This is a genomic window from Providencia rettgeri, assembly GCF_041075285.1.
GTDB classification, from domain to species: Bacteria; Pseudomonadota; Gammaproteobacteria; order Enterobacterales; family Enterobacteriaceae; genus Providencia; species Providencia rettgeri_G.
Map to the genome: position 1 here is coordinate 4,162,094 of NZ_CP163512.1, position 22,683 is coordinate 4,184,776.

Below are 22,683 nucleotides of genomic sequence, written 5' to 3' on the forward strand. Positions count from 1 at the left end.
GCTATGAATAAAATCAATGTGGCATGTAGCCAGGGGGTCGCAATCTATTTCACTAACCAATTTCAGTGGGTAGATATTCGCGATGCACAGTTAAACAATATTGCTGCGGTGGTGCTATCTGAACAAGATGCTAACCAAGGGCTGTGGGAAAGGATTGCACAGAGTAAACTCAGTATTCCGCTGTTTATCATCAGTGATAAACAGCTGCCAACACAAGACACTTTGCCACCATATGTCACGGCATTATTACCCCCTGCGCCATCTGCGCGGGAAGAAAACAGCCGCCAATTATTGGATGCTGCTAATCAGTATCTTGAACAGTTATTACCGCCATTTTTTGCTCGAATGATGGATTATGCTGCGGGTCATAATGTTACGTTTGCGTGCCCAGGACATCAAGGTGGGCAATTTTTCCGCCGCCATCCAACCGGTGAACAATTTTACCAATTTTATGGTGAGAATTTATTCCGTACTGATTTATGCAATGCGGATGTGGCGATGGGGGATTTATTGATCCACGAAGGCGCAGCAAAAGAAGCTCAAAAGTTTGCGGCAAAAGTGTTTAATGCAGACAAAACCTACTTTGTCCTCAATGGCACATCATCTTCCAATAAAGTGGTGCTCAATGCATTATTAACACCGGGGGACTTGGTGTTATTCGACCGCAACAATCATAAATCCAATCATCACGGTGCATTAATTCAAGCGGGAGCAACCCCCGTTTATTTAGAAACAGCACGTAATCCGTATGGTTTTATTGGTGGTATTGATGCCCATTGTTTCGATGAACGTTATTTGCGTGGCTTGATCCAAGAGGTGATGCCAGAAAAAGCGCAGCAAACCCGACCATTTCGCTTAGCTGTGATCCAACTCGGCACATACGACGGTACCGTGTACAACGCAAGGCAAGTGGTGGATAAGATTGGTCACTTATGTGATTATATTTTGTTCGATTCGGCGTGGGTGGGTTATGAACAATTCATCCCCATGATGCGTCAGTGCTCGCCATTACTGCTCGACTTAAATGAAAACGACCCCGGCATTATGGTCACTCAGTCAGTACATAAGCAACTGGCGGGCTTTTCACAAGCCTCACAAATTCACAAGAAAGATAACCACATTAAAGGGCAACAGCGTTTTGTTTCTCACAAAAAACTCAACAATGCCTTTATGATGCACGCCTCTACGAGTCCATTTTATCCATTATTTGCCTCTTTAGATGTCAACGCCCGTATTCATCAAGGTGAAGCGGGGGAAATGATGTGGATGGATTGCGTGAAAACGGGCATTGAAGTGCGTAAATCAATTTTCCAGCACTGCCGTTATTTTAGACCGTTTGTGCCTGAATTGATTGACGGGAAAGCATGGTATGAATACCCGACTGAGCAAATTGCATCTGAGCAGCGTTTCTTTAATTTTATTCCTAAGGAACGTTGGCACGCCTTTGAGGGTTATGCGCAAGAGCAATATTTTGTCGATCCCTGTAAATTAATGCTGACGACACCGGGGATTGATGTAGAAAGTGGGGAATATGAGGCATTTGGCGTACCTGCGACCATTTTGGCTCATTTTTTACGTGAGCACGGTGTGATCCCAGAAAAATGTGACTTAAACTCGATCTTATTTTTATTAACCCCGGCGGAAACAACGGAAAAATTAGCACTATTAGTTTCTCATTTAGTGCGTTTTGAACAGTTATTGGATGAGGATGCATTACTGGAAGATGTGCTGCCATCGGTATACCAGCGCTACCAAGAGCATTATCAAGGTTATACATTGCGCCGCTTGTGTCAAGAAATGCACCAATTGAGTGTTAATGACAACATTAAACAGTTACAAAAACAGATGTTTCGTAAAGCGCATTTCCCAGAAGTCAAAATGAACCCACAACAAGCACATTTGGAATTTATTCGTGGTAATTGCGAATTATTGCCATTGGATGAATTGGAAGGGCGCATTGCGGTTGAGGGAGCATTACCCTACCCACCGGGGGTTTTATGTGTTGTCCCAGGTGAAGTGTGGTCGGGACCTGTACTGCGCTACTTTAAAGCACTTGAGGCTGGGATCAATGCGTTACCGGGCTTCGCACCTGAGTTGCAAGGGGTGTATATTTCGAAAAATGAAGGTGAGAGAAAACGTGTCTATGCGCATGTTTTAAAATAATTTTCTTCGTATTCAGACGACAAGCATAGATTTTGCCTTATGGGGTCGTTACATTGGAGTTAGGCCATCTCTAACTCCAATTTTATAAGGTAAGGTATGAGCAAAAAAATCATCCTCGATTGTGATCCTGGTCATGATGATGCTATCGCATTATTACTGGCTTACGGTAACCCAGATATTGATTTATTGGCTGTAACAACCGTTGCTGGTAATCAAACCCTTGAAAAAGTGACCCGTAATGCACTGGCAATCGCAGAAATGGCGAAAATTACAGATATTCCATTTGCGGCAGGATCTGTTCGTCCATTAGTGCGAGATATTGAGGTAGCTCCCGATATTCACGGTGATTCAGGGCTTGATGGGCCAGTTTTACCCACGCCAACTTTGCAGCTTGATGAAAGGCATGCCGTTTCATTGATTATCGACACTATCATGTCCCACCCGCCTAAAACGGTCACATTAGTGCCAACTGGCGCTCTGACAAATATTGCCCTTGCTGCTCGTCTTGAGCCACGTATCGTTGAGCGAGTGAAAGAAGTGGTGCTGATGGGAGGAGGTTATCATGTTGGCAATTGGAGTGCGGTGGCAGAGTTTAATATCAAAATTGACCCTGAAGCGGCTCATATTGTTTTTAATGAAAAGTGGCCATTGACAATGGTTGGGTTGGATTTGACACATCAGGCACTTGCGACCCCTGATATTGTGAAGGAAATTGCTGCTATTGGTAGTGATTGTTCACAATTTGTCGTCGAATTACTGGATTTTTTCGGCAAGATGTACAAACAAGCTCAAGGTTTTGATGCGCCGCCCGTTCATGACCCTTGCGCTGTCGCTTATGTGATTGATCCTTCAGTGATGACCACTCAAAAAGTCCCTGTAGATATCGAGCTTACAGGAGCGCTGACGCTTGGCATGACTGTTGCGGATTTTCGCCATCCAGCTCCAGCGGATTGCCACACGCAGGTTGCCGTTAAACTTGATCATCAGAAGTTTTGGCAGCTAATTGTGAATGCTTTAAAAAATATTGGATAATCAATGCGTAACGAATTAGAACAATTGCCCTATGAGGCATTAATAGAACGTAGCATGAACAGCTTGCAAGTGAAAAACCAATTTCATTGTGATACATGGAAACTGGATGAAGCCGATTGGTCGGTTGACCAAGACCAAGGCACCATTATTTTCCATACACCTGATAATATTACAGCGACAGCTGCCGTGCAGATAATTGGTACTTATGATCAAAGCCAAGGCAGTTGGATGTGGAGTTGGGCAAATCCGTCCATTGATAATGCGCTAGCCCAAGATGCGATTGCGGTGAAAGCGTATGGTGAGCGCAAAGACAATGTATTGCTAACGGCGCGAGTTAGCCAAATTGAAGAGTATGATGCGTGGCAATTAACGGCACTGGCGTGTGAACTGAACCAACAGCAAGGGGTTTATCGCGGTATTGCAGGGCATACGTTGATTTTTATGACATTTGGCAAAGTTTCCCTCCAACAAAGTTAGCTTTTGCTGCCTTATTGGTTTTTCAATAAGGCATTTTCCCGTCTATACTATTTCATCTTATTGTTTATATTTGTTTTTTAAACGGGAGCTGCCTTATGTTAACGATAGCGCTTAATGCTGCAAATTCAGTCAAAAACCTTGCTCTTGATGCTTTTCAACGTGCAGGGAAGTTCGATTATAAGCCAGATCGTTCGGTGGTAACTGAAACAGACTTGCGTGTTGAAGAACAAATCCGTGAATTATTCGCCAAGCACACACCAGATATTCCTGTTTTAGGTGAAGAGTTCGGTTTTACTGGGGAACAAAAATTTACCTCGGGTTGGGTGATTGACCCAATTGATGGAACTCGTGCATTTATTTATGGCGTGCCTCTGTTTAGTACCTTGATTGCTTATGTGGAAAATGGTGAACCATTATTGAGCGTGATTAGCTTCCCTGCCATTTCTACAATGGTGTATGCCTCTAAAGGGGAAGGTTGCTGGTTAGATATTAGCGGACAGCCATTACGGCAATTAAAATTAGGGCAAGACTCGCCAAAAACACTTTCAAACGCAGTGATCAGTGCATCGGGTATTCATAGCAGCAGCTATAACTGCCGTGAGGGCACACAAGTGTACAACCTTGATGCTGTGGTGGGGCAAGCCCGTGATTTTATCTTTGCGAACGATGCGTACCAACACGCTATGGTTGCCGCAGGGCGCATTCATGGCGCGATTGATACTATTATGAAACCTTGGGATAGCGCAGCGTTAATCCCTTGCATTCGCGAAGCGGGGGGCGATGTTTGTGCTCTGAATGGTGAACGCGGTCAAGCTATGTTTGCAGGGAGTTTGTTATCTGCCGCCACCCCTGAACTCGCCGACCAAATCGTTGAATTGATGAATTGCTAATAATTAATGGCGGGGCGGTTTACCTCGCCATTACCGATAAAACATCAACTAAAATCAATATGTAAGCGGAGTTTTTTACAGTGCAAACAACGGAATAAATACCCTTGGGCAGCACCATCCCCATCTAAATTAAGTTCGAGCTTTTCTGTTGAAAAGCCATAATCCGCAATATCGTCTTCCAGCGAAATAAATTCATCAAGCCTATCTTTTATATCATCCCAACAAACATAACCTATAAACTCACAAGGCTCTTGGCAATGCGCCAGCCACATTTCTTGCTGCCATCCTTGATAGCCCGGTGTGCGCTTTATTAATTCATCAAATTTTTCAGTTGGATAAGGATTTATGCTGTGTGAAAACTCACCGTCCTCATCATATTCACAATCGACGCCTTCGACACTCGCAGGATCTTGGAATTCACCAGCAAACTTCTGACTTGCCGCACCATCAGAAATACACCATGGGCAAATGGCGTCAATATTTTTTACTGAATAAAAAGGGCTCTCATAATAAATACCAGTCAGTTGCCCACAACAATCACAGGTTACCGTTTTGTCTGTAAGGAATGCCCCCGTATTGACGGGATTAGGGTGGTATCTAAACGTGGGGAGCTTTCGGTTATTAAGTGCCATAAATACGTTCCTTGCAAGTTAAGCCGTAAATACACACGGAGCAGATGGATCAGCGTACCACAGTAATGCGTTGAGTTGGGGCTAATGTCTGCATGAAAGATAGATAAACAATAGCGCATTATTTTGTTCAATTTAATTGAATGAGTTTAGCGATTTTATTAGCTTTAACTCAAATAATATTTGGGGATATGATACCTCCATCGAAGGCAACACGGGTTGCCTCCTCAAATAAACACTGAAGGAATTATATTATGAACATGTTTAAAACGTTAATGGCAGCTTCTGTATTATCTATGATGGCATTCGGCGCATCAGCCGCAACCATAACAGCAACAGGTGATACACTGGATTCAGCAGAAGCGATAATTGCAGCTAAAGCAAAAGCAGCGGGTGCAGAGAGTTACACAATCACCAGTGCGCGTATGGGGAATGTTGTTACTATGAGTGCTGAAACTAAGTAGTTAGATAATAAAAAACTTATTGAAATATTTTATCTAAAATGGCGCTTGCTCGGTTTTTATCTATAAGCGCCATTAATAAAATTATCTTCTATACTGAATAATATCACTGCCCCTGTTTAAAGGAGTTGTTGCGATGAGTTTCAAATATAACCGTTTAGATAAAGACAATGCCGCAGTATTACTTGTTGACCACCAAACAGGATTGCTATCATTGGTTCGGGACCAAGACCCCGATAAGTTTAAAAATAGTGTGTTAGCATTAGCCGATCTTGCCAAATATTTTAACCTACCAACGATTCTAACGACATCCTTTGAGAATGGCCCTAATGGCCCATTAATTCCTGAATTAAAACAACTATTTCCAGATGCCCCTTATATTGCGCGTCCTGGGCAAATCAATGCTTGGGATAATGAACAGTTTGTGAAAGCGGTGAAAGCAACAGGCAAAAAACAGTTAATTATTGCGGGTGTGGTGACGGAAGTGTGTGTGGCATTCCCTGCGTTGTCTGCTTTAGAGGAAGGCTATGAAGTGTTCGTAATAACGGATGCATCGGGGACTTTCAACCCCATTACACGTGATGCAGCTTGGGACAGAATGTCTAAAGCGGGTGCTCAATTGATGAGTTGGTTTGGTGCGGCATGCGAATTACACCGTGACTGGCGTAATGACGTGGAAGGTTTAGGAACTTTATTCTCAAACCATATCCCTGATTATCGTAACCTTATGACCAGCTATGCGTTGCTTTCAGAGAAAAAATAGTTTTTATTTTAACCTGATGACAAATATATCAACCCTCAGTGCCAAATGGTATTGAGGGTTGTTCTTTATGCTTCAGAAATGATTGTTAACCATCACATAAAATGAGTGCTATGGTATACTTGCCCACTGTTTTTCTTTGGCTCTTTGTTTTTTGGGGCTATTCCATTGATTTTATAAAGCAAGCAAACCATGCAACAAATAACACCTAAACAAGGTTATCAAAACTTAAACCGCTTTTCCGTTGCGCCGATGCTCGATTGGACAGATCGCCATTGCCGTTATTTCCATCGCTTATTAAGCAAAAACACTTTGCTGTACACCGAAATGGTGACAACAGGGGCGATTATTTATGGGAAAGGGGATTACCTTGCGTTTAGTGAAGAAGAACACCCTGTTGCGTTGCAGCTAGGTGGAAGCGACCCTGCGGCGCTAGCTCAGTGCGCTAAGTTGGCCGAGGAACGTGGCTATGATGAAATCAACTTAAACGTGGGGTGCCCATCAGATCGTGTTCAAAATGGCCGTTTTGGCGCATGCTTGATGGGCGATGCCCAGTTAGTAGCGGATTGCATCAAAGGGATGCAGGATGTTGTATCCATTCCAGTCACGGTTAAAACACGTATTGGTATTGATGAGCAAGATAGCTACGAATTTTTGTGTGATTTTATCGAAACAGTTTCCACTCAAGGTGGCTGTGAAATGTTTATTATCCATGCCCGTAAAGCATGGTTATCCGGCTTAAGCCCGAAAGAAAACCGTGAAATTCCCCCGTTAGATTACCCTCGTGTTTATCAGTTAAAGCGCGATTTCCCGCATTTAACGATGGCGATTAACGGCGGCATTAAAACATTAGAAGAAGCAAAAGAGCATCTTCAGCATTTAGATGGCGTAATGGTAGGTCGTGAAGCTTATCAAAACCCGTCCATTTTAACGGCGGTTGATAACCAGTTATTTGGTGAACACTTTCCTGTCACTAATGGTGTGGATGCGGTGCGTGCGATGTATCCGTATATTGAAAATGAATTGTCCAAAGGCGCTTATTTAGGTCATATGACGCGGCATATGTTAGGGATCTTCCAAGGCATTCCCGGTGCTCGCCAATGGCGTCGCCATTTAAGTGAAAACGCCCACAAAAAAGGGGCTGATTTAGCGGTCGTTGAGCAGGCCTTGGCGTTTGTGACTCGCGGTGAATAGCGCATTGATGATAAAGAAAAAGCGCCAGTGTTGACGCTTGAGGTTGTTGACAAAGTGGGATAAAAGCGTGGTTTTTCCCACTTTGTGTTATTAGGCGAAAATCAATAAATTGATTTTCCTCGTTTATTTTCAAAACCTATTCAGACTGCCGCCAAACATGTTGTGTTTGCCTGCAGTCTGAAGCGCCAGTGTTGGCGCTTTTTTATCGACGAAAAATCATGACGGGATAAGCAAACTTGACCCTTGGGTTTTTCTCGATTCAAGGGTGGTGTGGGCTTTTTGCGCATCTTTCAAGGCAAAAATTTGTGATTGCGGTACATCCACATTCACGTTGCCACTTAAAATCATATCAAACAACGCATTACTGGCTTGGTCTAGCTCAGCACGGTTGGTGACATACACCGCAAGTGATGGGCGAGTGACATATAAACCGCCTTTTTGGTTTAAAATCCCCAAATTTACGCCAGTAACAGGGCCCGATGCATTACCAAAACTGACCATCAATCCGCGGCGTTTTAGCGAATCTAAAGAGGCAAGCCATGTGGATTGCCCCACTGAGTCGTATGCTACACTGACTTTTTGCCCCTGTGTGATCGCTTTAACGCGTTCCGCGATGTCTTCAGTCTGGTAATTAATCACTTCCCATGCACCTGCGTCTTTTGCACGTAGTGCTTTATCCGCAGAACCAACTGTACCAATCATTTTTGCCCCCAGTGCTTTGGCCCATTGGCAGGCAATTAAGCCCACACCGCCTGCGGCAGCGTGAAACAAAAACATTTCATCACGTTGGAGTTGGTATGTTTGATGGAATAAATAATAAACGGTCATCCCTTTTAATGAACTCGCGGCGGCTTGTTCAAAACTAATGCCATCCGGCAAATGGGCAACTGCGTGCTCAGGCACATTGTGTACCTCGCTGTATGCGCCGAGTGGGCCTTGTGCGTACACCACGCGGTCACCGGGTTTGAAGCCAGTGACGTGAGCACCTGTTTTCACGACCACACCAGCGGCTTCCGTACCAAGGCCACTTGGTAGTTTCGCTACAGGGTAGAGGCCGCTGCGAACATAGGTGTCGATATAATTGATGCCGATTGCGCGGTTTTCGATTTGAATTTCATTATCAGCAGGTGCGGTTGGGGAATACTCTACAAAGTTTAGAACCTCAACGCCGCCATGCTGCGTGAACTCGATACGTTTTGCCATGACAATCTCCAATAAGGATCATTCGTTATTGTTTACAATATCAATCGTTTTACTATAACGCCATGTTTTAGTCAGAAGAATTATTGGTTTGTGCTTTTTGTCGCAAACGTTATTAGGCAATTCTCTGGTAGGGAGGCGCAAAGAATGCCACAACAAAAATCAGATTGGCGTATACTAGAAGCTGTTCGTTAATTATAGACTTGGATGCAAATGTATGGCTAAAAAACCCTCATCGAATTTTAAAACAGATGCCCCTCGAGACCACCAAATGGAAGGCTTGAAACTTCCACCGCACTCTCTTGAGGCGGAGCAATCTGTTTTGGGAGGATTGATGTTGGATAACGAACGTTGGGATACCGTCTCTGAGCGAGTCACCCACGCTGACTTTTTTAGTCGCCCTCACCGCACGATTTTCTCGCAGATGCAATTATTGCTAGAGCGAGGCAAGCCTATCGACTTAATTACTTTGTCGGAATCGTTAGAGCAAGAAGGTGAACTCGATAGCGTAGGGGGCTTTGCCTATTTAGCCGAGTTGTCAAAAAATACGCCAAGTGCGGCGAATATTAATGCTTATGCCGATATTGTTCGCGAACGTGCGGTTGTGCGCGATATGATTTCTGTTGCTAATGAAATCGCGGATGCGGGTTACGACCCACAAGGGCGCAGCAGTGAAGACCTGTTGGATTTAGCCGAAAGTAAGGTTTTCCAAATCGCGGAATCCCGAGCAAACAAAGATGAAGGGCCAAAAGGCATTGAAGCCATTTTATCTGAAACTGTCGAAAAGATAGAGCAGCTCTACCAGCAACCTCATGATGGGGTAACAGGGGTTTCTACGGGGTATCAAGATCTTGATAAGAAAACGGCAGGGTTACAAGGTTCAGACTTAATTATCGTGGCAGCACGTCCATCAATGGGGAAAACCACCTTTGCGATGAACTTATGTGAAAATGCGGCGATGACAGAAGAAAAGCCTGTGCTTATCTTCAGCTTGGAGATGCCCGGTAACCAGATCATGATGCGTATGCTCGCCTCACTTTCTCGTGTTGACCAAACACGTATCCGTACTGGTCAATTAGATGATGAGGATTGGGCGCGAATTTCCAGCACCATGGGTATTTTGATGGAAAAACGTAACATGTACATCGATGACTCATCAGGCCTGACGCCAACAGAGGTGCGCTCCCGTGCGAGGCGTATTTACCGTGAACATGGTGGCTTAAGTCTTATCATGATTGACTACCTCCAGTTAATGCGAGTACCTTCGCTTTCTGATAACCGTACCCTTGAAATTGCCGAAATTTCGCGCTCACTCAAAGCATTAGCGAAAGAGCTCAATGTACCTGTGGTGGCATTATCACAGTTAAACCGTAGCCTAGAGCAGCGTGCGGATAAGCGCCCAGTTAACTCTGACTTGCGTGAATCAGGGTCTATCGAGCAAGATGCGGACTTGATCATGTTTATCTACCGTGATGAAGTTTACCACGACAACAGCGAGCTTAAAGGTGTCGCTGAGATTATTATCGGTAAACAGCGTAACGGGCCAATTGGTACAGTGCGGTTGACGTTTAACGGGCAGTGGTCGCGCTTCGATAACTATGCAGGGCCGGCATATAACGATGAAGACTAAAAAATACTCGTCATATTTTGCGCTGTCGCGGTGTTGGCTGCACTCAGCTACGCGAGTCACATACTTGTGTATGCTCCCCGCGATATCTTCGTTTGCCGCCTAGCGACACCTCAAACTATTTAGAGTATTGGAAATAGGGCGTTGGAATTCGAGTGTTTGAACTAGAGTATTAAAATTAAATGGTTCATAAAATAATATCTAATGGAAATTAGAGTATTAGCGTGTTTGTCATATTTTGCGCTGTCACGGTGTTGGCTGCACTCAGCTACGCGAGTCACATACTTGTGCGTGCTCCCCACGATATCTTCGTTTGCCGCCTAGCGACAACCCAAACTATTTAGCGTATTGGAAATAGGGCGTTGGAATTCGAGTGTTTGAACTAGAGTATTAAAATTAAATGGTTCATAAAATAATATCGGATGGAAATTAGAGTATTAGCGTGTTTGTCATATTTTGCGCTGTCGCGGTGTTGGCTGCACTCAGCTACGCGAGTCACATACTTGTGTATGCTCCCCACGATATCTTCGTTTGCCACCTAGCGACACCTCAAACTATTTAGCGTATTGGAAATAGGGCGTTGGAATTCGAGTGTTTGAACTAGAGTATTAAAATTAAATGGCTCATAAAATAATATCTAATGGAAATTAGAGTATTAGCGTGTTTGTCATATTTTGCGCTGTCGCGGTGTTGGCTGCACTCAGCTACGCGAGTCACATACTTGTGCGTGCTCCCCACGATATCTTCGTTTGCCGCCTAGCGACAACCCAAAACGATTTAGCGAATTAAAATTAGAGCATAAAATAAAACGATTCATAAAATAATATCTAATGGAAATTGATCTTTTTTAGCGTATAACAAATAGAGAATATATTGAGCTGCCAAAGGGCAGCTTAATTTTTAGTGGGTATAGAGAAAACGAACGAGGAAACAATGAAAGCGGCAACCGCATTGATAAACCGCCGCGCTCTGCGACACAACTTGCAACGGGTAAAAGAGATTGCGCCTAATAGCCAACTGATTGCAGTTGTTAAAGCAAACGCTTATGGCCATGGATTAGTTGGGGTGGGAAGTGCAGTGGAAGCGCTAGTAGATGGCTTTGGCGTAGCAAGGTTGAATGAAGCATTACTATTGCGTCAACATGGCATCACAAAACCGATTGTCTTGCTGGAAGGTTTTTTTGAGCAAGCAGACTTAGTGTTGATGGCGGAGCATAAGATAGATACGGTTATTCACTGTGTTGAACAGCTTGAAATGCTTGAAACGGCTAAGTTGTCCCACTCTCTTAAAGTTTGGATGAAACTCGATACGGGGATGCACCGCCTTGGTGTATTGCCAAAAGAGGCTGACGCTTTTTATCAACGTTTACAACGCTGCCAACATGTCGCACTACCGATTAATATTGTGAGCCATTTTTGCCAAGCCGATGCGCCACAGTTGCCAACAACCCAACGACAAATCGACTGTTTTAAACAGTTTATTGCAGGCAAAGAGGGGGAGAAGTCCATTGCGGCGTCTGCCGGTATCCTATTATGGCCTGAAGCTCACTATGACTGGGTTCGCCCTGGGATCATGATGTATGGTGCTTCACCTCAAGAAGGAAAAAGTGCCGCAGACTTTGGTTTGCAGCCAGTGATGACTTTAAAATCCACTTTAATTGCCGTGAGAGAACATTTCGCAGGTCAATGTGTTGGCTATGGTGAAACCTGGTGTAGTGACAAAGATACTCGCCTTGGTGTTGTTGCCATTGGTTATGGTGATGGTTATCCACGTAATGTGCCATCAGGAACACCTGTGTTGGTTAATGGGCGAAAAGTGCCCATTATTGGCCGTATTTCGATGGACATGACTGTCGTGGATTTGGGGGCAAATGCCACCGATAAAGTGGGGGATGAGGTGATTTTGTGGGGGAATGGACTGCCAGTTGAAGAAATTGCCGCACAAACGGGTATTATCAACTATGAGCTACTCACTAAATTGACCTCGCGTGTTGCAATGGAATATGTAGACGAATAGTCAACAAAGGGTTATTTTCAAGTAACAACGTAAAACAGCGCTGAGTAACGCAATGAGCGCTTACATCATTAAGCGCTAAATAATGATTAGGAGATGTCCTGTGTTTGAACATGTTGATGCTTATCCGGGCGACCCAATTCTGTCGTTAATGGATGAATTTAATAAAGATACTCGTGATAACAAAATTAATCTGAGTATTGGCCTTTATTACGATGGTGAAGGGAAAACGCCTGAACTGGCAACGGTGAGTACCGCGAAAGCGTCATTAAACAAACTGCCTGCGAGTGCCTCGTTATATTTGCCGATGGAAGGCTTGAAAGATTATCGCCTTGAACTGCAAAAACTGGTCTTTGGTGACGATTGTCCGTTGATTGCCCAAGAGCGTATTGCGACGGTACAAACCATTGGTGGATCGGGCGCATTAAAAATCGGCGCGGACTTCCTACATCAGTACTACCCTGATTCAGACGTGTGGTGCAGTGACCCAACATGGGAAAACCATGCTTCCATTTTCGCTGGTGCCGGTACAAAAGTTCACTATTACCCGTACTTTGATGAAAAAACTAAAGGTGTTAAATTTGATGAAATGCTGGCAACATTCAAGAAATTACCAGCTAATAGCATCATTTTAATGCATCCATGCTGTCATAACCCAACAGGATCTGATTTAACGCCAGCACAATGGGATGAAGTCACTAAAGTGGCTGTTGAGCGTAAACTGATCCCATTCTTAGATATTGCTTATCAAGGTTTTGCTGAAGGTATCAACGAAGATGCCTATGCTATCAGAACGATGGTTAAAGCAGGTTTACCTGTATTTGTTAGTAATTCATTCTCTAAAATTTTTGGTATCTACGGTGAGCGTGCTGGTGGATTATCGGTTATTTGCGAAAACCCTGATGAGCGTGACCGCGTATTAGGTCAGCTTAAAGCGGGTGTGCGTCGTTTATATTCAAGCCCTCCATCAAATGGGGCAAAAATTGTGGCGGCGGTGTTGACCAACAGTGCAGAAAAAGCGAAATGGCTAGCGGAAGTAGAAGAAATGCGTTTACGTATTTTAGACATGCGCACTGTGCTAGTGGAAGAGTTGAAAAAAGCACTACCAAGCAAAAACTTCGACCACTTATTGAAACAGCGTGGGATGTTCAGCTATACCGGCTTTACTAAAGAGCAAGTCGCTCGCTTAAAAGATGAATTTGCAGTGTATTTAGTCGGTACGGGGCGCGTGTGTATGGCGGGGGTTAACCGCCACAATGTAAAACGTATCGTTGAGGCATTTGCGGCGGTTAGCCAATAATTATTTGCTAATTAATACATTATTGATAAACGCAGGTGAAGGCCTGCGTTTTCTGACTTACCATTAATAGCCGCGCTCTAAAATGGTTTTTAAGAACCTTGAAGTATGGGATTTTTCGCATTCAGCCACTTCTTCTGGTGTACCTGCAATGAGAATTTCACCACCTCCGCTGCCCCCTTCAGGGCCTAAATCGACAATCCAGTCTGCGGTTTTAATCACATCAAGGTTGTGTTCAATGACGACAATGGTATTGCCTTGGTCACGCAATTGATGCAGAACCACTAAAAGCTGTTGGATATCTGCAAAGTGCAGACCTGTGGTTGGCTCATCCAAAATATAAATCGTTTGCCCAGTGCCGCGTTTCGATAACTCTTTTGCCAGTTTAACGCGCTGCGCTTCACCACCAGATAATGTGGTGGCGGACTGACCAAGGCGAATATAGGATAACCCTACATCCATTAAGGTTTGCAGTTTACGCGCAAGGGCAGGAACTGCATCAAAGAATTCACGGGATTCTTCGATGGTCATATCGAGAACTTCATGAATGCTCTTGCCTTTATATTTAATTTCTAAGGTTTCGCGGTTATAGCGCTTGCCTTTACACTGGTCGCAAGGCACGTAGACATCAGGCAAAAAGTGCATCTCAACCTTGATGACGCCATCACCCTGACAAGCCTCACAGCGCCCCCCTTTTACGTTAAAACTAAAGCGCCCTGGATTGTACCCACGGGTACGAGATTCTGGTACGCCAGCAAATAACTCACGAATAGGTGTAAATACCCCCGTGTAAGTTGCAGGGTTTGAACGTGGTGTTCGTCCGATTGGGCTTTGGTCAATATCAATGACTTTATCGAAATGCTCCAAGCCTTCAACATCCAAATAGGGCGCAGGAGTAATAGTCGTTGCCCCATTTAATTGGCGTTGAGCAATAGGGAATAATGTGTCGTTGATCAGTGTGGATTTGCCTGAGCCTGATACGCCAGTAATACAGGTAAATAGCCCGACTGGTATTTTTAATGTCACATTTTTTAGGTTGTTGCCTTTCGCGCCGAACACCGTCAACATTTTGTCTTTATTGACAGGAACACGTTGTTTAGGAATTTCAATTCTACGTTCGCCACTTAAGAACTTACCGGTTAAGGACTCTGGGTTAGCAACAATATCTTCCAATGTACCTTGAGCCACAATTTGGCCACCATGTACCCCAGCACCAGGGCCAATATCAATCACATGATCAGCGGCACGGATGGCGTCTTCGTCGTGTTCTACGACGATCACGGTATTGCCTAAGTCACGAAGATGGATCAAGGTTTCTAATAGGCGATCGTTATCTCGCTGATGCAGACCAATTGACGGCTCATCAAGCACGTACATCACCCCCACTAAACCCGCTCCAATTTGACTTGCAAGGCGAATACGTTGTGCTTCTCCCCCCGATAAAGTGTCTGCTGAGCGTGATAAACTTAAGTAGTTTAAGCCTACGTTCACTAAGAATTTGAGACGATCACTTATCTCTTTCAGTACTTTTTCTGCGATTTTCGCACGTTGCCCACTGAGCTTTAAGTTTTGGAAAAACGCCATGGCATGGCCAATACTGTAATCTGCGATTTCAGGTAACGTGGTGTTTTCAACAAAGACAAAGCGTGCTTCTTTACGTAAACGAGTTCCGTTACAAGAGACACAAGGGCGATTACTGATGTATTTTGCGAGTTCCTCACGAACAGCGGTAGATTCCGTTTCTTTATAACGGCGTTCCATATTATTGAGGACACCTTCAAATGGATGGCGGCGAACGGTAATGTCCCCGCGATCATTACGGTATTTAAACTCAATCGATTCTTTGCCTGAACCATACAAAATGATTTTTTGCACAGCGGGACTGAGGGAGCTATAAGGGGCTTCGACATCAAATTTATAGTGTTCGGCTAATGACATTAGCATCTGGAAATAATAAAAATTACGGCGATCCCAGCCGCGGATTGCCCCACCAGCTAAAGAGATTTCCGTATTTTGCAGTACGCGCTCGGGGTCAAAAAATTGCTGAACGCCTAAACCATCACAGCTTGGGCAAGCTCCTGCTGGGTTATTAAAGGAAAATAGGCGCGGTTCTAATTCCACCATGCTATAGCCACAAACGGAGCAAGCAAAGTTTGCAGAAAACACCAGCTCTTCTGCTTTTGCATCGTCCATATCGGCAACAATAGCGGTACCACCAGAAAGCTCCAGTGCAGTTTCAAAAGATTCGGCTAGACGCTGAGCAATGTCATCTCGGATTTTAAAACGATCCACTACCACTTCGATGGTGTGTTTTTTCTGTAATTCGAGTTTCGGTGGATCTGATAAGTCACAAACTTCGCCATCAATTCGCGCACGGATATAACCTTGGCTCGCTAAGTTATCGAGTAATTTAACATGCTCTCCTTTGCGATCTTTGACGACAGGCGCGAGCAACATCATGCGGCGATCGGTGGGTTGTGCTAAAACGTTATCAACCATTTGGCTGACAGTTTGAGCCGCTAATGGAATATCATGATCAGGGCAACGTGGCTCACCCACCCGTGCAAATAGCAACCGTAGGTAGTCATGAATTTCAGTGATAGTTCCTACCGTTGAGCGCGGGTTATGAGATGTGGATTTTTGTTCAATCGAAATTGCGGGAGAGAGCCCTTCAATATGGTCTACATCAGGCTTTTCCATTAAAGATAGAAACTGCCGTGCATAAGCGGATAGAGACTCAACATACCGACGCTGTCCCTCTGCATATAGAGTATCAAAAGCTAAAGAGGATTTTCCTGAACCAGATAACCCCGTGATAACAATCAGCTTGTCACGAGGAATAACGAGATTGATATTTTTCAGATTATGCGTGCGTGCGCCGCGGACTTCGATATTATCCATTTACCACTTCCCGGATGATTTGATATTGAACAATCGGAAGCGATCATTATCACATATTTTTCCCTGAATGGATATACAGTACTCGTCATATTTTCTTGCTCGTTATATTTAAGCTCGCAGCATTGTTGATTGTATTCAGCGAGGTAGCCCATATACCGTGTAGATCCCGTACAATCTGTGTATTTGCCACCTCGTGGTGAATTAAACGATTTAGAGTAGGGGGGCTTTTGAGATTGAAAATAACAAGTCAGTTCAAGAGAGGGAATAATGTGTAGGAAGGCGTGATACGGATAAATAATATTGTGTCTATACTGAAAAGGTCACAATGAAATTTCACTTAAATTTGGAAAGCGTTTCGCAAGTTTTATCGTGTAATTTCAATTGTTGGTGCAAATCGGTTCGGTCGTTGGTAAACTTCACGGCTAATCCAGAGATTAAAATTCAATGCATCAGGAGTAATAAATGGCCAGCAGAGGCGTAAATAAAGTAATTCTTATCGGTAACCTAGGACAAGATCCTGAAATCCGTTATATGCCTAACGGCGGAGCTGTGGCAAACCTGACTCTGGCAACTTCTGAAAGTTGGCGCGACAAGCAAACTGGCGAGATGCGTGAAAAAACAGAATGGCATCGCGTGGTGATTTTCGGCAAATTAGCTGAAGTTGCGGGTGAATATCTGAAAAAAGGTTCACAAGTCTATATCGAAGGTTCTCTGCAAACGCGTAAATGGCAAGACCAAAGCGGTCAAGATCGTTACACAACTGAAGTGGTTGTTAATATTGGCGGCTCTATGCAAATGTTGGGTGGTCGTGGTGGCGATGCGTCATCACAAGGCCAGGGTGGTCAAGGTGGTTGGGGTCAACCTCAACAACCACAAGCCGCACAACAATTCAGTGGCGGCGGAGCCCCAGCTCGCTCACAAGCGGCTGCCCCGCAAACCAATGAACCACCAATGGATTTCGATGATGATATTCCGTTCTAAAGGGAATACGTTTATAGATGTTAAAAAGCTTCATAGTATTTTCTTTACCTTATTGAATTAAAATAAACGAAGAAAAAATTAGGCCTCATATATCAATATATGTGAGGCCTTTTTGTTATGCCTGAAAAGATGTCGACCTATATTAGGACTCGTTAGGCTATAGTGGGTTTTACAAGTTAGCGGTTGAAAAGAGGAAGGGAAATTTGAACAAAGCGTTACAATTTTTGATTATAAAGTTGCGTTAAGTAACAAGTAAAGATCATAAAATCTACATAACCCTTATTAAGAGTTATATGGGTGATATAAATATTGCATATAATCAATATCTTGTTGAGTTTTCATGTTCGCTATATTTTATCCTTAGTTGTAATTAATTAAATTTTGTTACTGGTCAGTAATGTGGATTATTGATAGAGAAATAAATTTATGTTTTGTTTTACATTTTTATATTTATTGACATAATTTATATTCTATTAGAATGAGGCGAGTGATATTAATATCAGTAAGGTTTAATTAACATTATGATAATATGGTTATTTTCACAATAAGTGGCATTTACTAATAACCAAATAAGCTGAAATATTTTTTTTCAAAAAAACACATATTACAATTACTGTTGAATCTGAAACGTGGAAACCCAAGAAAATTATTTTTATCTTATTTTACTCTACATTGGGATTTATATTTTTTGTTTTTGTTTTGGTTTTTATTAAAAATAATAAAATGTTTTGTTTTTATTTTTAATTAATCCTAAATAGGGATAAAAAAGTATAATGTTTATAGCATTATAAGGCTTAATGCTTGTCACTTTAATTAAAGTGATATTGAATTTATATTATTGTTGTGCTTATAATCGCCATTGCCTTATTAGGTGATTAGACTTTATTAATAAAATCTAATTTATTCTAATTCAATTTTATTTAGTATTTAGAAATAAGGAAATCATATGAAACTGTTAAATGCTATTGATGCATCAAAGGTGATTGGCGGAACAGCACCTGTATGTAATACATCTTATAATTCTGTTGTTGTTGGCGGCGGAAATGCAAGTTGTCAAGCAATCACTAAATGTACTGACAAGCATGGTGAAGTTAGTTATAAAACGCAACCTGCTCCAGGTAAATGCCAAGCATAATTAATTAGTTATAAGATAACTATAAAGCATGCTGAAGAGTTGTCTTCGCATGCTTTTCTTTAATTAAATGGTAAAATTGCATGCATAAGAAAATATCTAATTTAGCGATTGTTACGTATACCCTGTTCATTATTTTAATTTCTGTTCTTACAACAGTTTTGTTTTATCATATTTTTATTTTTGAAACATTTAAAGATAACAGTGAAAGCCAGAAGACATTTTTTGAATTCCCATTGGATAAAGTATCATCGAGCCCAATAAAAGAAGATAATAGTATTATCGAAGTTATGTCCTACGGATGTTATTACTGCGCAACTAATAACGATGCTATCATGGAATTTGCCAATCAGTTTTCACAAGAGGGAAATTTTAGTGTAATTCATTTGGCAAAAAAATATACAGGATTAGCGGCTTACTCTCCTATTTTTGCAACGTTAGAAGAAATGAACATAGAGTCTGAACTGCGCTCAGATATTTTCAATGCTATTTTAAATGAAAACATCAATTTTAAAAATAATGACGAACTTTTGAATTGGCTAAAGCAACACAATGTTGACACTGAAAAATACCTTGAAGTTAGTAAAAGCTCAGCTGTATCCGAAAAGTTAGATTACATGGAAAGTATTGCAGAGTTTTATGATATTACAGCAACACCAGCATTTATTATCAATAAGCGGTATGTCGTTTATCAAGACCGTGATTTTCCTGAGTTCACAAAATATATGGCTAAGCTTTTTGAGCAGAGTAAGCAGGAGTAAGCGTGGGGCGGTTTATTGTTGTTTGGCTAGTATTCAGTATCAAAAAACTAATTGATTTATTATCGCTATATACAGCTAAATTAAATAATTTTTTTGTTGCCTGTTTTCGTATCATATTACGTTATATGCCGGCACCATTAGTATTAGCAATGACTTATGCGTTATGTCGTTTAGGGGTTATTGGCAGAAATTACCGTAACCGAAGTAAAGTTGCTACTCAAAATTACCAATGTTTAACAGAGAAACCTGATTATATTGATGCGGCTTGGATTGCGGTACGGCGTTATATATTAGAAGAAGGGGCAACATGGGGGCAGAACAAACAAATTATGTCTCAAATTCAAGTTTGCACACGCAAACTTGATGAGGTAGTTGCCCCTCTGCACCAAAAAAATATACCCGTTATCCTCGCGCCATTACACATGGTTTCTGATGTATTAGCCACCATTGTGGGAGCGGGAACTACACCTCGAAACGCAACTGTTATTGTTTCTTCAAGTGCTGAGCAAGATAAATTTGATAATGCTGCTCGTATTCTTGGCGGCGTTAATCTGTCTTATTGCTCCATCCATCAAGAAGATAAATCTTTGGCAAAAGAGCTAATGAATTTAATGGCAGAAACGGCTTCAGGGCTGAAAAATATGATTATTTTTCCTGATATTACGCCTGACTATACGATTCATACAGGGGAAGGAATAAATAATAAACTCACATGTCGATTATTTAATCGCCCAGCAAAATTACACAGTGGGTTAGTTCGCTTATCTAGCGTGATTTCTGCACAAGTGGTTTTCTATAATTTGTATTGTAAAAACGGCATACAAATCAACATTCATGCACCAGTGCCAGCAAAAGATATTGCGACACAGATGCCAGTTATTATTGAAAACGTGATTAGAGATTACCCGAATGATTGGCTTTTATGGCATAGCCATTCACTTTATTTTATTAATCATTAAGCACTTATGAACAAGATTATCCCGAATACCGTTTATCAAGAAGAGACTAATGAATGTGGGTTAGCCTGCATTTCAATGTTGGCGCACACACAAGGTGTGGCAGTTTCATTGGATACTTTACGTGAGCGTTATCCAGCAACAGATCACGGGACCTCTCTATTACAACTTTCCTCAATATTAAACGACTATGGAATTGCCACTGTGCCAATTCTTTTTGAACATGATGAACTTAATAGCATTCCTCTTCCTGCTATTTTGCATTATGGGGCAAATCATTTTGTGATTTTAGCCTATCGTAAAGGAAACAATGTATGTGTGATTAATCCAGCAATTGGTCAGCAGTGGTTACCCTATTCGGCATTAAAATTAGAAATTAGCGGTTATGCCCTGATTTTAGATCCCAATCATCAATCAAGTTCAATTGAGACCTCGTCTTTAACCGATAAGCACCCGAAAACGCAGCGGCGTCCTCAGGGGATGATGAGTTTAAAAGAAACCAGCACTATATCGGGAATTTATTGGCTAATGCTTCTGACTTTTTTGGTCGGTTTGACGCTATTTATTATGCCAATTATGGTGAGTAATGCAGTCAATGAAGCCTTTTCAGATATAGAAAACGCAAATTTTCCCTATGGGTTATTTATTTTAGCTTTTGTGCTGGCATCTTTGTTAGCGCTTGGCGTTAGGATTATCACTGAAAAGTTTATTAAGCATTTTGTGTTAATTAATAGTGGAGCCGGTTTTTCTCGATTATTAAGTAATCCATTACGTTTTTTTGAAAAACGCGCGCCGGGTGATGTTTTTAGTCGGTTTATGGCTTGGCAAACCGCGATGACACAAAAAATCGAGCTTGATAATCAGCTACGAACAGACTGGGTGATTGGTATCATCGCCCTTGCTGTGATGTTTTGGATAGCCCCGGTTTTAGCGGCTATTTCGTCAGTTGGTGTGACCGTAATGGGGTTGATCAGTGTTTGGGCAATTATTCGAGACCGTTGGTACACCCAACAATTACAGTTAAAAACAGCTGCTCTAAATGATTTTTTTATGGAAACTCTTCAGGGGATCTTAACCGTTAAGGCGAGTGGTTTAGAAGAGCAACGAAAAATACAATTTGCGTGGTTAAGCCGTGACTTATTCACTTGCATGCAAAAAAGAAATATTTATGAACAAGTTAAAGGAACGCTATATCAGTTAACAGGTAGCTTGGAAATGGTGGTTTTTATGCTAGTCATACTGCCAATGGTTGCAAGCAAAATGATATCTCTAGGTGATTTTTTTGCATATAGCTTTATTCGCCAGATTTTCACGTCTTATATTACGCGAATTTTTTATTCAATAATTCATAAATCACAATTGCATATTATTGATACGCGAGCACACAGTTTATTTCCTGAACAGATTTCACTACCAGTGAGTTCTGCCTATGCTGAAGTATCAAATGGAAAGGCTTTGCACTTAAGATTTGAGCAATTAAGTTTTAGCTACGACCCAGCAAAACCAATTTTAAACAATATTTACTTGGATTTGCCAGCAAGGGCACAAATTGCGATTGTGGGAGAGTCCGGCGCAGGGAAAAGCACCTTACTGCGAATTATTGCTGGGTTGATACCGCTTCAAAGTGGAACTTGTTTTTCAGGAGAGGAAACACTTGTTCATCAGCAGCTTGCTCAATTAGTGTGTCTACAAAGCCAAGAAGATATTCTATTTAATGCTTCAGTTGGAGAAAATATAACGCTATTTGCGCCAAATATTCAGGAAAAAGAGCAAAAAGTCATTAATCATTTGTTGAAAAGTCTTGTTTTGGATTCTGTTATTAACAGTTTGCCAGGTGGGATAAATGCGCTTATTAGGGAAAGTCATAGTGCTTTATCTTTGGGGCAACGTCAGCGTTTGTTATTAGCTCGTTCAATGTATAGCAACAAGCCAATATTATTACTTGATGAGCCAACAGCTAATTTGGATGAAGAAACCGCAACTAAAGTGATCGACGCTATTCAAACTCATTGCCATAAAACAGGGAAAACGTTGGTTGTCGTCACACACAGTGACAACATCACCGCCAAGTTTGATACCGTTTATCAGATAGTCGATGGCGAACTGGCATTGAAAAATAACAGTAAGCAGGTTGGTTTTGTTCATCAAGCTTCTTCGTTGAGTCAACCCAATGAACAGCTGGCTTAAGCGTATTTTCAAACGGTCAAGG

Annotated in this window: 18 protein-coding genes; 15 read left to right on the top strand and 3 right to left on the bottom strand. The window is 42.2% G+C overall.

Annotated elements, in window-relative coordinates; translation table 11 throughout:
- Nucleotides 1-3 precede the first annotated feature (3 nt).
- From AB6N04_RS19010 to AB6N04_RS19025, 4 genes are all read left to right on the top strand, one after another.
- Nucleotides 4-2,163 carry an ornithine decarboxylase gene (locus AB6N04_RS19010; protein ID WP_369309780.1) on the top strand — a complete coding sequence of 720 codons (2,160 nt, stop codon included), beginning with the start codon at nt 4-6 and terminating at the stop codon, nt 2,161-2,163.
- Between the two features lie 96 nt (nt 2,164-2,259).
- Nucleotides 2,260-3,195, top strand: coding sequence for a nucleoside hydrolase (locus tag AB6N04_RS19015; RefSeq protein ID WP_369309781.1), 936 nt, complete (start codon nt 2,260-2,262; stop codon nt 3,193-3,195).
- Between the two features lie 3 nt (nt 3,196-3,198).
- Entirely contained in the window at nt 3,199-3,672 is a 474-nt protein-coding gene (locus tag AB6N04_RS19020) for a DUF6882 domain-containing protein (RefSeq protein ID WP_369309782.1), read from the top strand.
- A 95-nt stretch (nt 3,673-3,767) separates the two neighbouring features.
- Entirely contained in the window at nt 3,768-4,562 is a 795-nt protein-coding gene (locus AB6N04_RS19025; RefSeq protein ID WP_369309783.1) for an inositol monophosphatase, read from the top strand.
- A gap of 44 nt (nt 4,563-4,606) precedes the next feature.
- Here the strand turns inward: AB6N04_RS19025 and cbrC are convergent, their stop codons facing one another.
- Nucleotides 4,607-5,194, bottom strand: coding sequence for a PF03691 family colicin E2 tolerance protein CbrC (gene cbrC, locus AB6N04_RS19030; RefSeq protein ID WP_369309784.1), 588 nt, complete (start codon nt 5,192-5,194; stop codon nt 4,607-4,609).
- Between the two features lie 251 nt (nt 5,195-5,445).
- Between cbrC and AB6N04_RS19035 the strand changes: the two genes are divergently transcribed.
- The 3 genes from AB6N04_RS19035 (at nt 5,446) to dusA (ending at nt 7,606) form a co-directional block, all read left to right on the top strand.
- The gene (locus AB6N04_RS19035) at nt 5,446-5,655 is read left to right on the top strand and encodes a YdgH/BhsA/McbA-like domain containing protein (RefSeq protein ID WP_369309785.1); all 210 of its coding nucleotides are present in this window, start codon (nt 5,446-5,448) and stop codon (nt 5,653-5,655) included.
- A 133-nt stretch (nt 5,656-5,788) separates the two neighbouring features.
- Complete coding sequence (ycaC, locus tag AB6N04_RS19040; protein WP_369309786.1) at nt 5,789-6,415, top strand: isochorismate family cysteine hydrolase YcaC; 627 nt, start codon at nt 5,789-5,791, stop codon at nt 6,413-6,415.
- A 189-nt stretch (nt 6,416-6,604) separates the two neighbouring features.
- The gene (gene dusA / locus AB6N04_RS19045) at nt 6,605-7,606 is read left to right on the top strand and encodes a tRNA dihydrouridine(20/20a) synthase DusA (protein WP_369309787.1); all 1,002 of its coding nucleotides are present in this window, start codon (nt 6,605-6,607) and stop codon (nt 7,604-7,606) included.
- A gap of 216 nt (nt 7,607-7,822) precedes the next feature.
- On the opposite strand, the gene AB6N04_RS19050 is transcribed toward dusA, so the two are convergent.
- Nucleotides 7,823-8,809 (bottom strand): quinone oxidoreductase, encoded by a 987-nt coding sequence (locus tag AB6N04_RS19050; RefSeq protein ID WP_369309788.1) that lies wholly within the window; start codon nt 8,807-8,809, stop codon nt 7,823-7,825.
- A 214-nt stretch (nt 8,810-9,023) separates the two neighbouring features.
- Between AB6N04_RS19050 and dnaB the strand changes: the two genes are divergently transcribed.
- The 3 genes from dnaB (at nt 9,024) to AB6N04_RS19065 (ending at nt 13,746) form a co-directional block, all read left to right on the top strand.
- Nucleotides 9,024-10,436: a replicative DNA helicase gene (dnaB, locus tag AB6N04_RS19055; RefSeq protein WP_369309789.1), complete on the top strand. Its 1,413-nt coding sequence runs from the start codon at nt 9,024-9,026 to the stop codon at nt 10,434-10,436.
- A gap of 930 nt (nt 10,437-11,366) precedes the next feature.
- A complete protein-coding gene (gene alr, locus AB6N04_RS19060) occupies nt 11,367-12,449 on the top strand; it encodes an alanine racemase (protein WP_369309790.1) in 1,083 nt (360 codons plus the stop codon).
- 100 nt (nt 12,450-12,549) lie between these two features.
- Nucleotides 12,550-13,746, top strand: a complete 1,197-nt coding sequence (locus AB6N04_RS19065) for an aromatic amino acid transaminase (protein ID WP_369309791.1) — start codon at nt 12,550-12,552, stop codon at nt 13,744-13,746.
- A 63-nt stretch (nt 13,747-13,809) separates the two neighbouring features.
- Here the strand turns inward: AB6N04_RS19065 and uvrA are convergent, their stop codons facing one another.
- Nucleotides 13,810-16,644, bottom strand: a complete 2,835-nt coding sequence (gene uvrA, locus AB6N04_RS19070) for an excinuclease ABC subunit UvrA (RefSeq protein ID WP_369309792.1) — start codon at nt 16,642-16,644, stop codon at nt 13,810-13,812.
- A 462-nt stretch (nt 16,645-17,106) separates the two neighbouring features.
- Between uvrA and AB6N04_RS19075 the strand changes: the two genes are divergently transcribed.
- The 5 genes from AB6N04_RS19075 to AB6N04_RS19095 all read left to right on the top strand — a co-directional run bounded on the left by AB6N04_RS19075 (nt 17,107) and on the right by AB6N04_RS19095 (nt 22,661).
- Nucleotides 17,107-17,625 (top strand): single-stranded DNA-binding protein, encoded by a 519-nt coding sequence (locus tag AB6N04_RS19075; protein ID WP_369309793.1) that lies wholly within the window; start codon nt 17,107-17,109, stop codon nt 17,623-17,625.
- 946 nt (nt 17,626-18,571) lie between these two features.
- Entirely contained in the window at nt 18,572-18,760 is a 189-nt protein-coding gene (locus AB6N04_RS19080; RefSeq protein WP_369309794.1) for a DUF4762 family protein, read from the top strand.
- Nucleotides 18,761-18,840: 80 nt separating this feature from the next.
- Entirely contained in the window at nt 18,841-19,518 is a 678-nt protein-coding gene (locus AB6N04_RS19085; RefSeq protein WP_369309795.1) for a DsbA family protein, read from the top strand.
- A gap of 2 nt (nt 19,519-19,520) precedes the next feature.
- A complete protein-coding gene (locus tag AB6N04_RS19090) occupies nt 19,521-20,477 on the top strand; it encodes an ABC transporter (protein ID WP_369309796.1) in 957 nt (318 codons plus the stop codon).
- 6 nt (nt 20,478-20,483) lie between these two features.
- Nucleotides 20,484-22,661, top strand: coding sequence for a peptidase domain-containing ABC transporter (locus AB6N04_RS19095; protein ID WP_369309797.1), 2,178 nt, complete (start codon nt 20,484-20,486; stop codon nt 22,659-22,661).
- The last annotated feature ends 22 nt before the right edge of the window (nt 22,662-22,683 follow it).

Coding starts and splice junctions, on each gene's coding strand:
- AB6N04_RS19010 (WP_369309780.1), top strand. CDS start 4: ATGAATAAAATCAATGTGGCATGTAGCCAGGGGGTCGCAATCTATTTC.
- AB6N04_RS19015 (WP_369309781.1), top strand. CDS start 2,260: ATGAGCAAAAAAATCATCCTCGATTGTGATCCTGGTCATGATGATGCT.
- AB6N04_RS19020 (WP_369309782.1), top strand. CDS start 3,199: ATGCGTAACGAATTAGAACAATTGCCCTATGAGGCATTAATAGAACGT.
- AB6N04_RS19025 (WP_369309783.1), top strand. CDS start 3,768: ATGTTAACGATAGCGCTTAATGCTGCAAATTCAGTCAAAAACCTTGCT.
- cbrC (WP_369309784.1), bottom strand. CDS start 5,194: ATGGCACTTAATAACCGAAAGCTCCCCACGTTTAGATACCACCCTAAT.
- AB6N04_RS19035 (WP_369309785.1), top strand. CDS start 5,446: ATGAACATGTTTAAAACGTTAATGGCAGCTTCTGTATTATCTATGATG.
- ycaC (WP_369309786.1), top strand. CDS start 5,789: ATGAGTTTCAAATATAACCGTTTAGATAAAGACAATGCCGCAGTATTA.
- dusA (WP_369309787.1), top strand. CDS start 6,605: ATGCAACAAATAACACCTAAACAAGGTTATCAAAACTTAAACCGCTTT.
- AB6N04_RS19050 (WP_369309788.1), bottom strand. CDS start 8,809: ATGGCAAAACGTATCGAGTTCACGCAGCATGGCGGCGTTGAGGTTCTA.
- dnaB (WP_369309789.1), top strand. CDS start 9,024: ATGGCTAAAAAACCCTCATCGAATTTTAAAACAGATGCCCCTCGAGAC.
- alr (WP_369309790.1), top strand. CDS start 11,367: ATGAAAGCGGCAACCGCATTGATAAACCGCCGCGCTCTGCGACACAAC.
- uvrA (WP_369309792.1), bottom strand. CDS start 16,644: ATGGATAATATCGAAGTCCGCGGCGCACGCACGCATAATCTGAAAAAT.
- AB6N04_RS19075 (WP_369309793.1), top strand. CDS start 17,107: ATGGCCAGCAGAGGCGTAAATAAAGTAATTCTTATCGGTAACCTAGGA.
- AB6N04_RS19080 (WP_369309794.1), top strand. CDS start 18,572: ATGAAACTGTTAAATGCTATTGATGCATCAAAGGTGATTGGCGGAACA.
- AB6N04_RS19085 (WP_369309795.1), top strand. CDS start 18,841: ATGCATAAGAAAATATCTAATTTAGCGATTGTTACGTATACCCTGTTC.
- AB6N04_RS19095 (WP_369309797.1), top strand. CDS start 20,484: ATGAACAAGATTATCCCGAATACCGTTTATCAAGAAGAGACTAATGAA.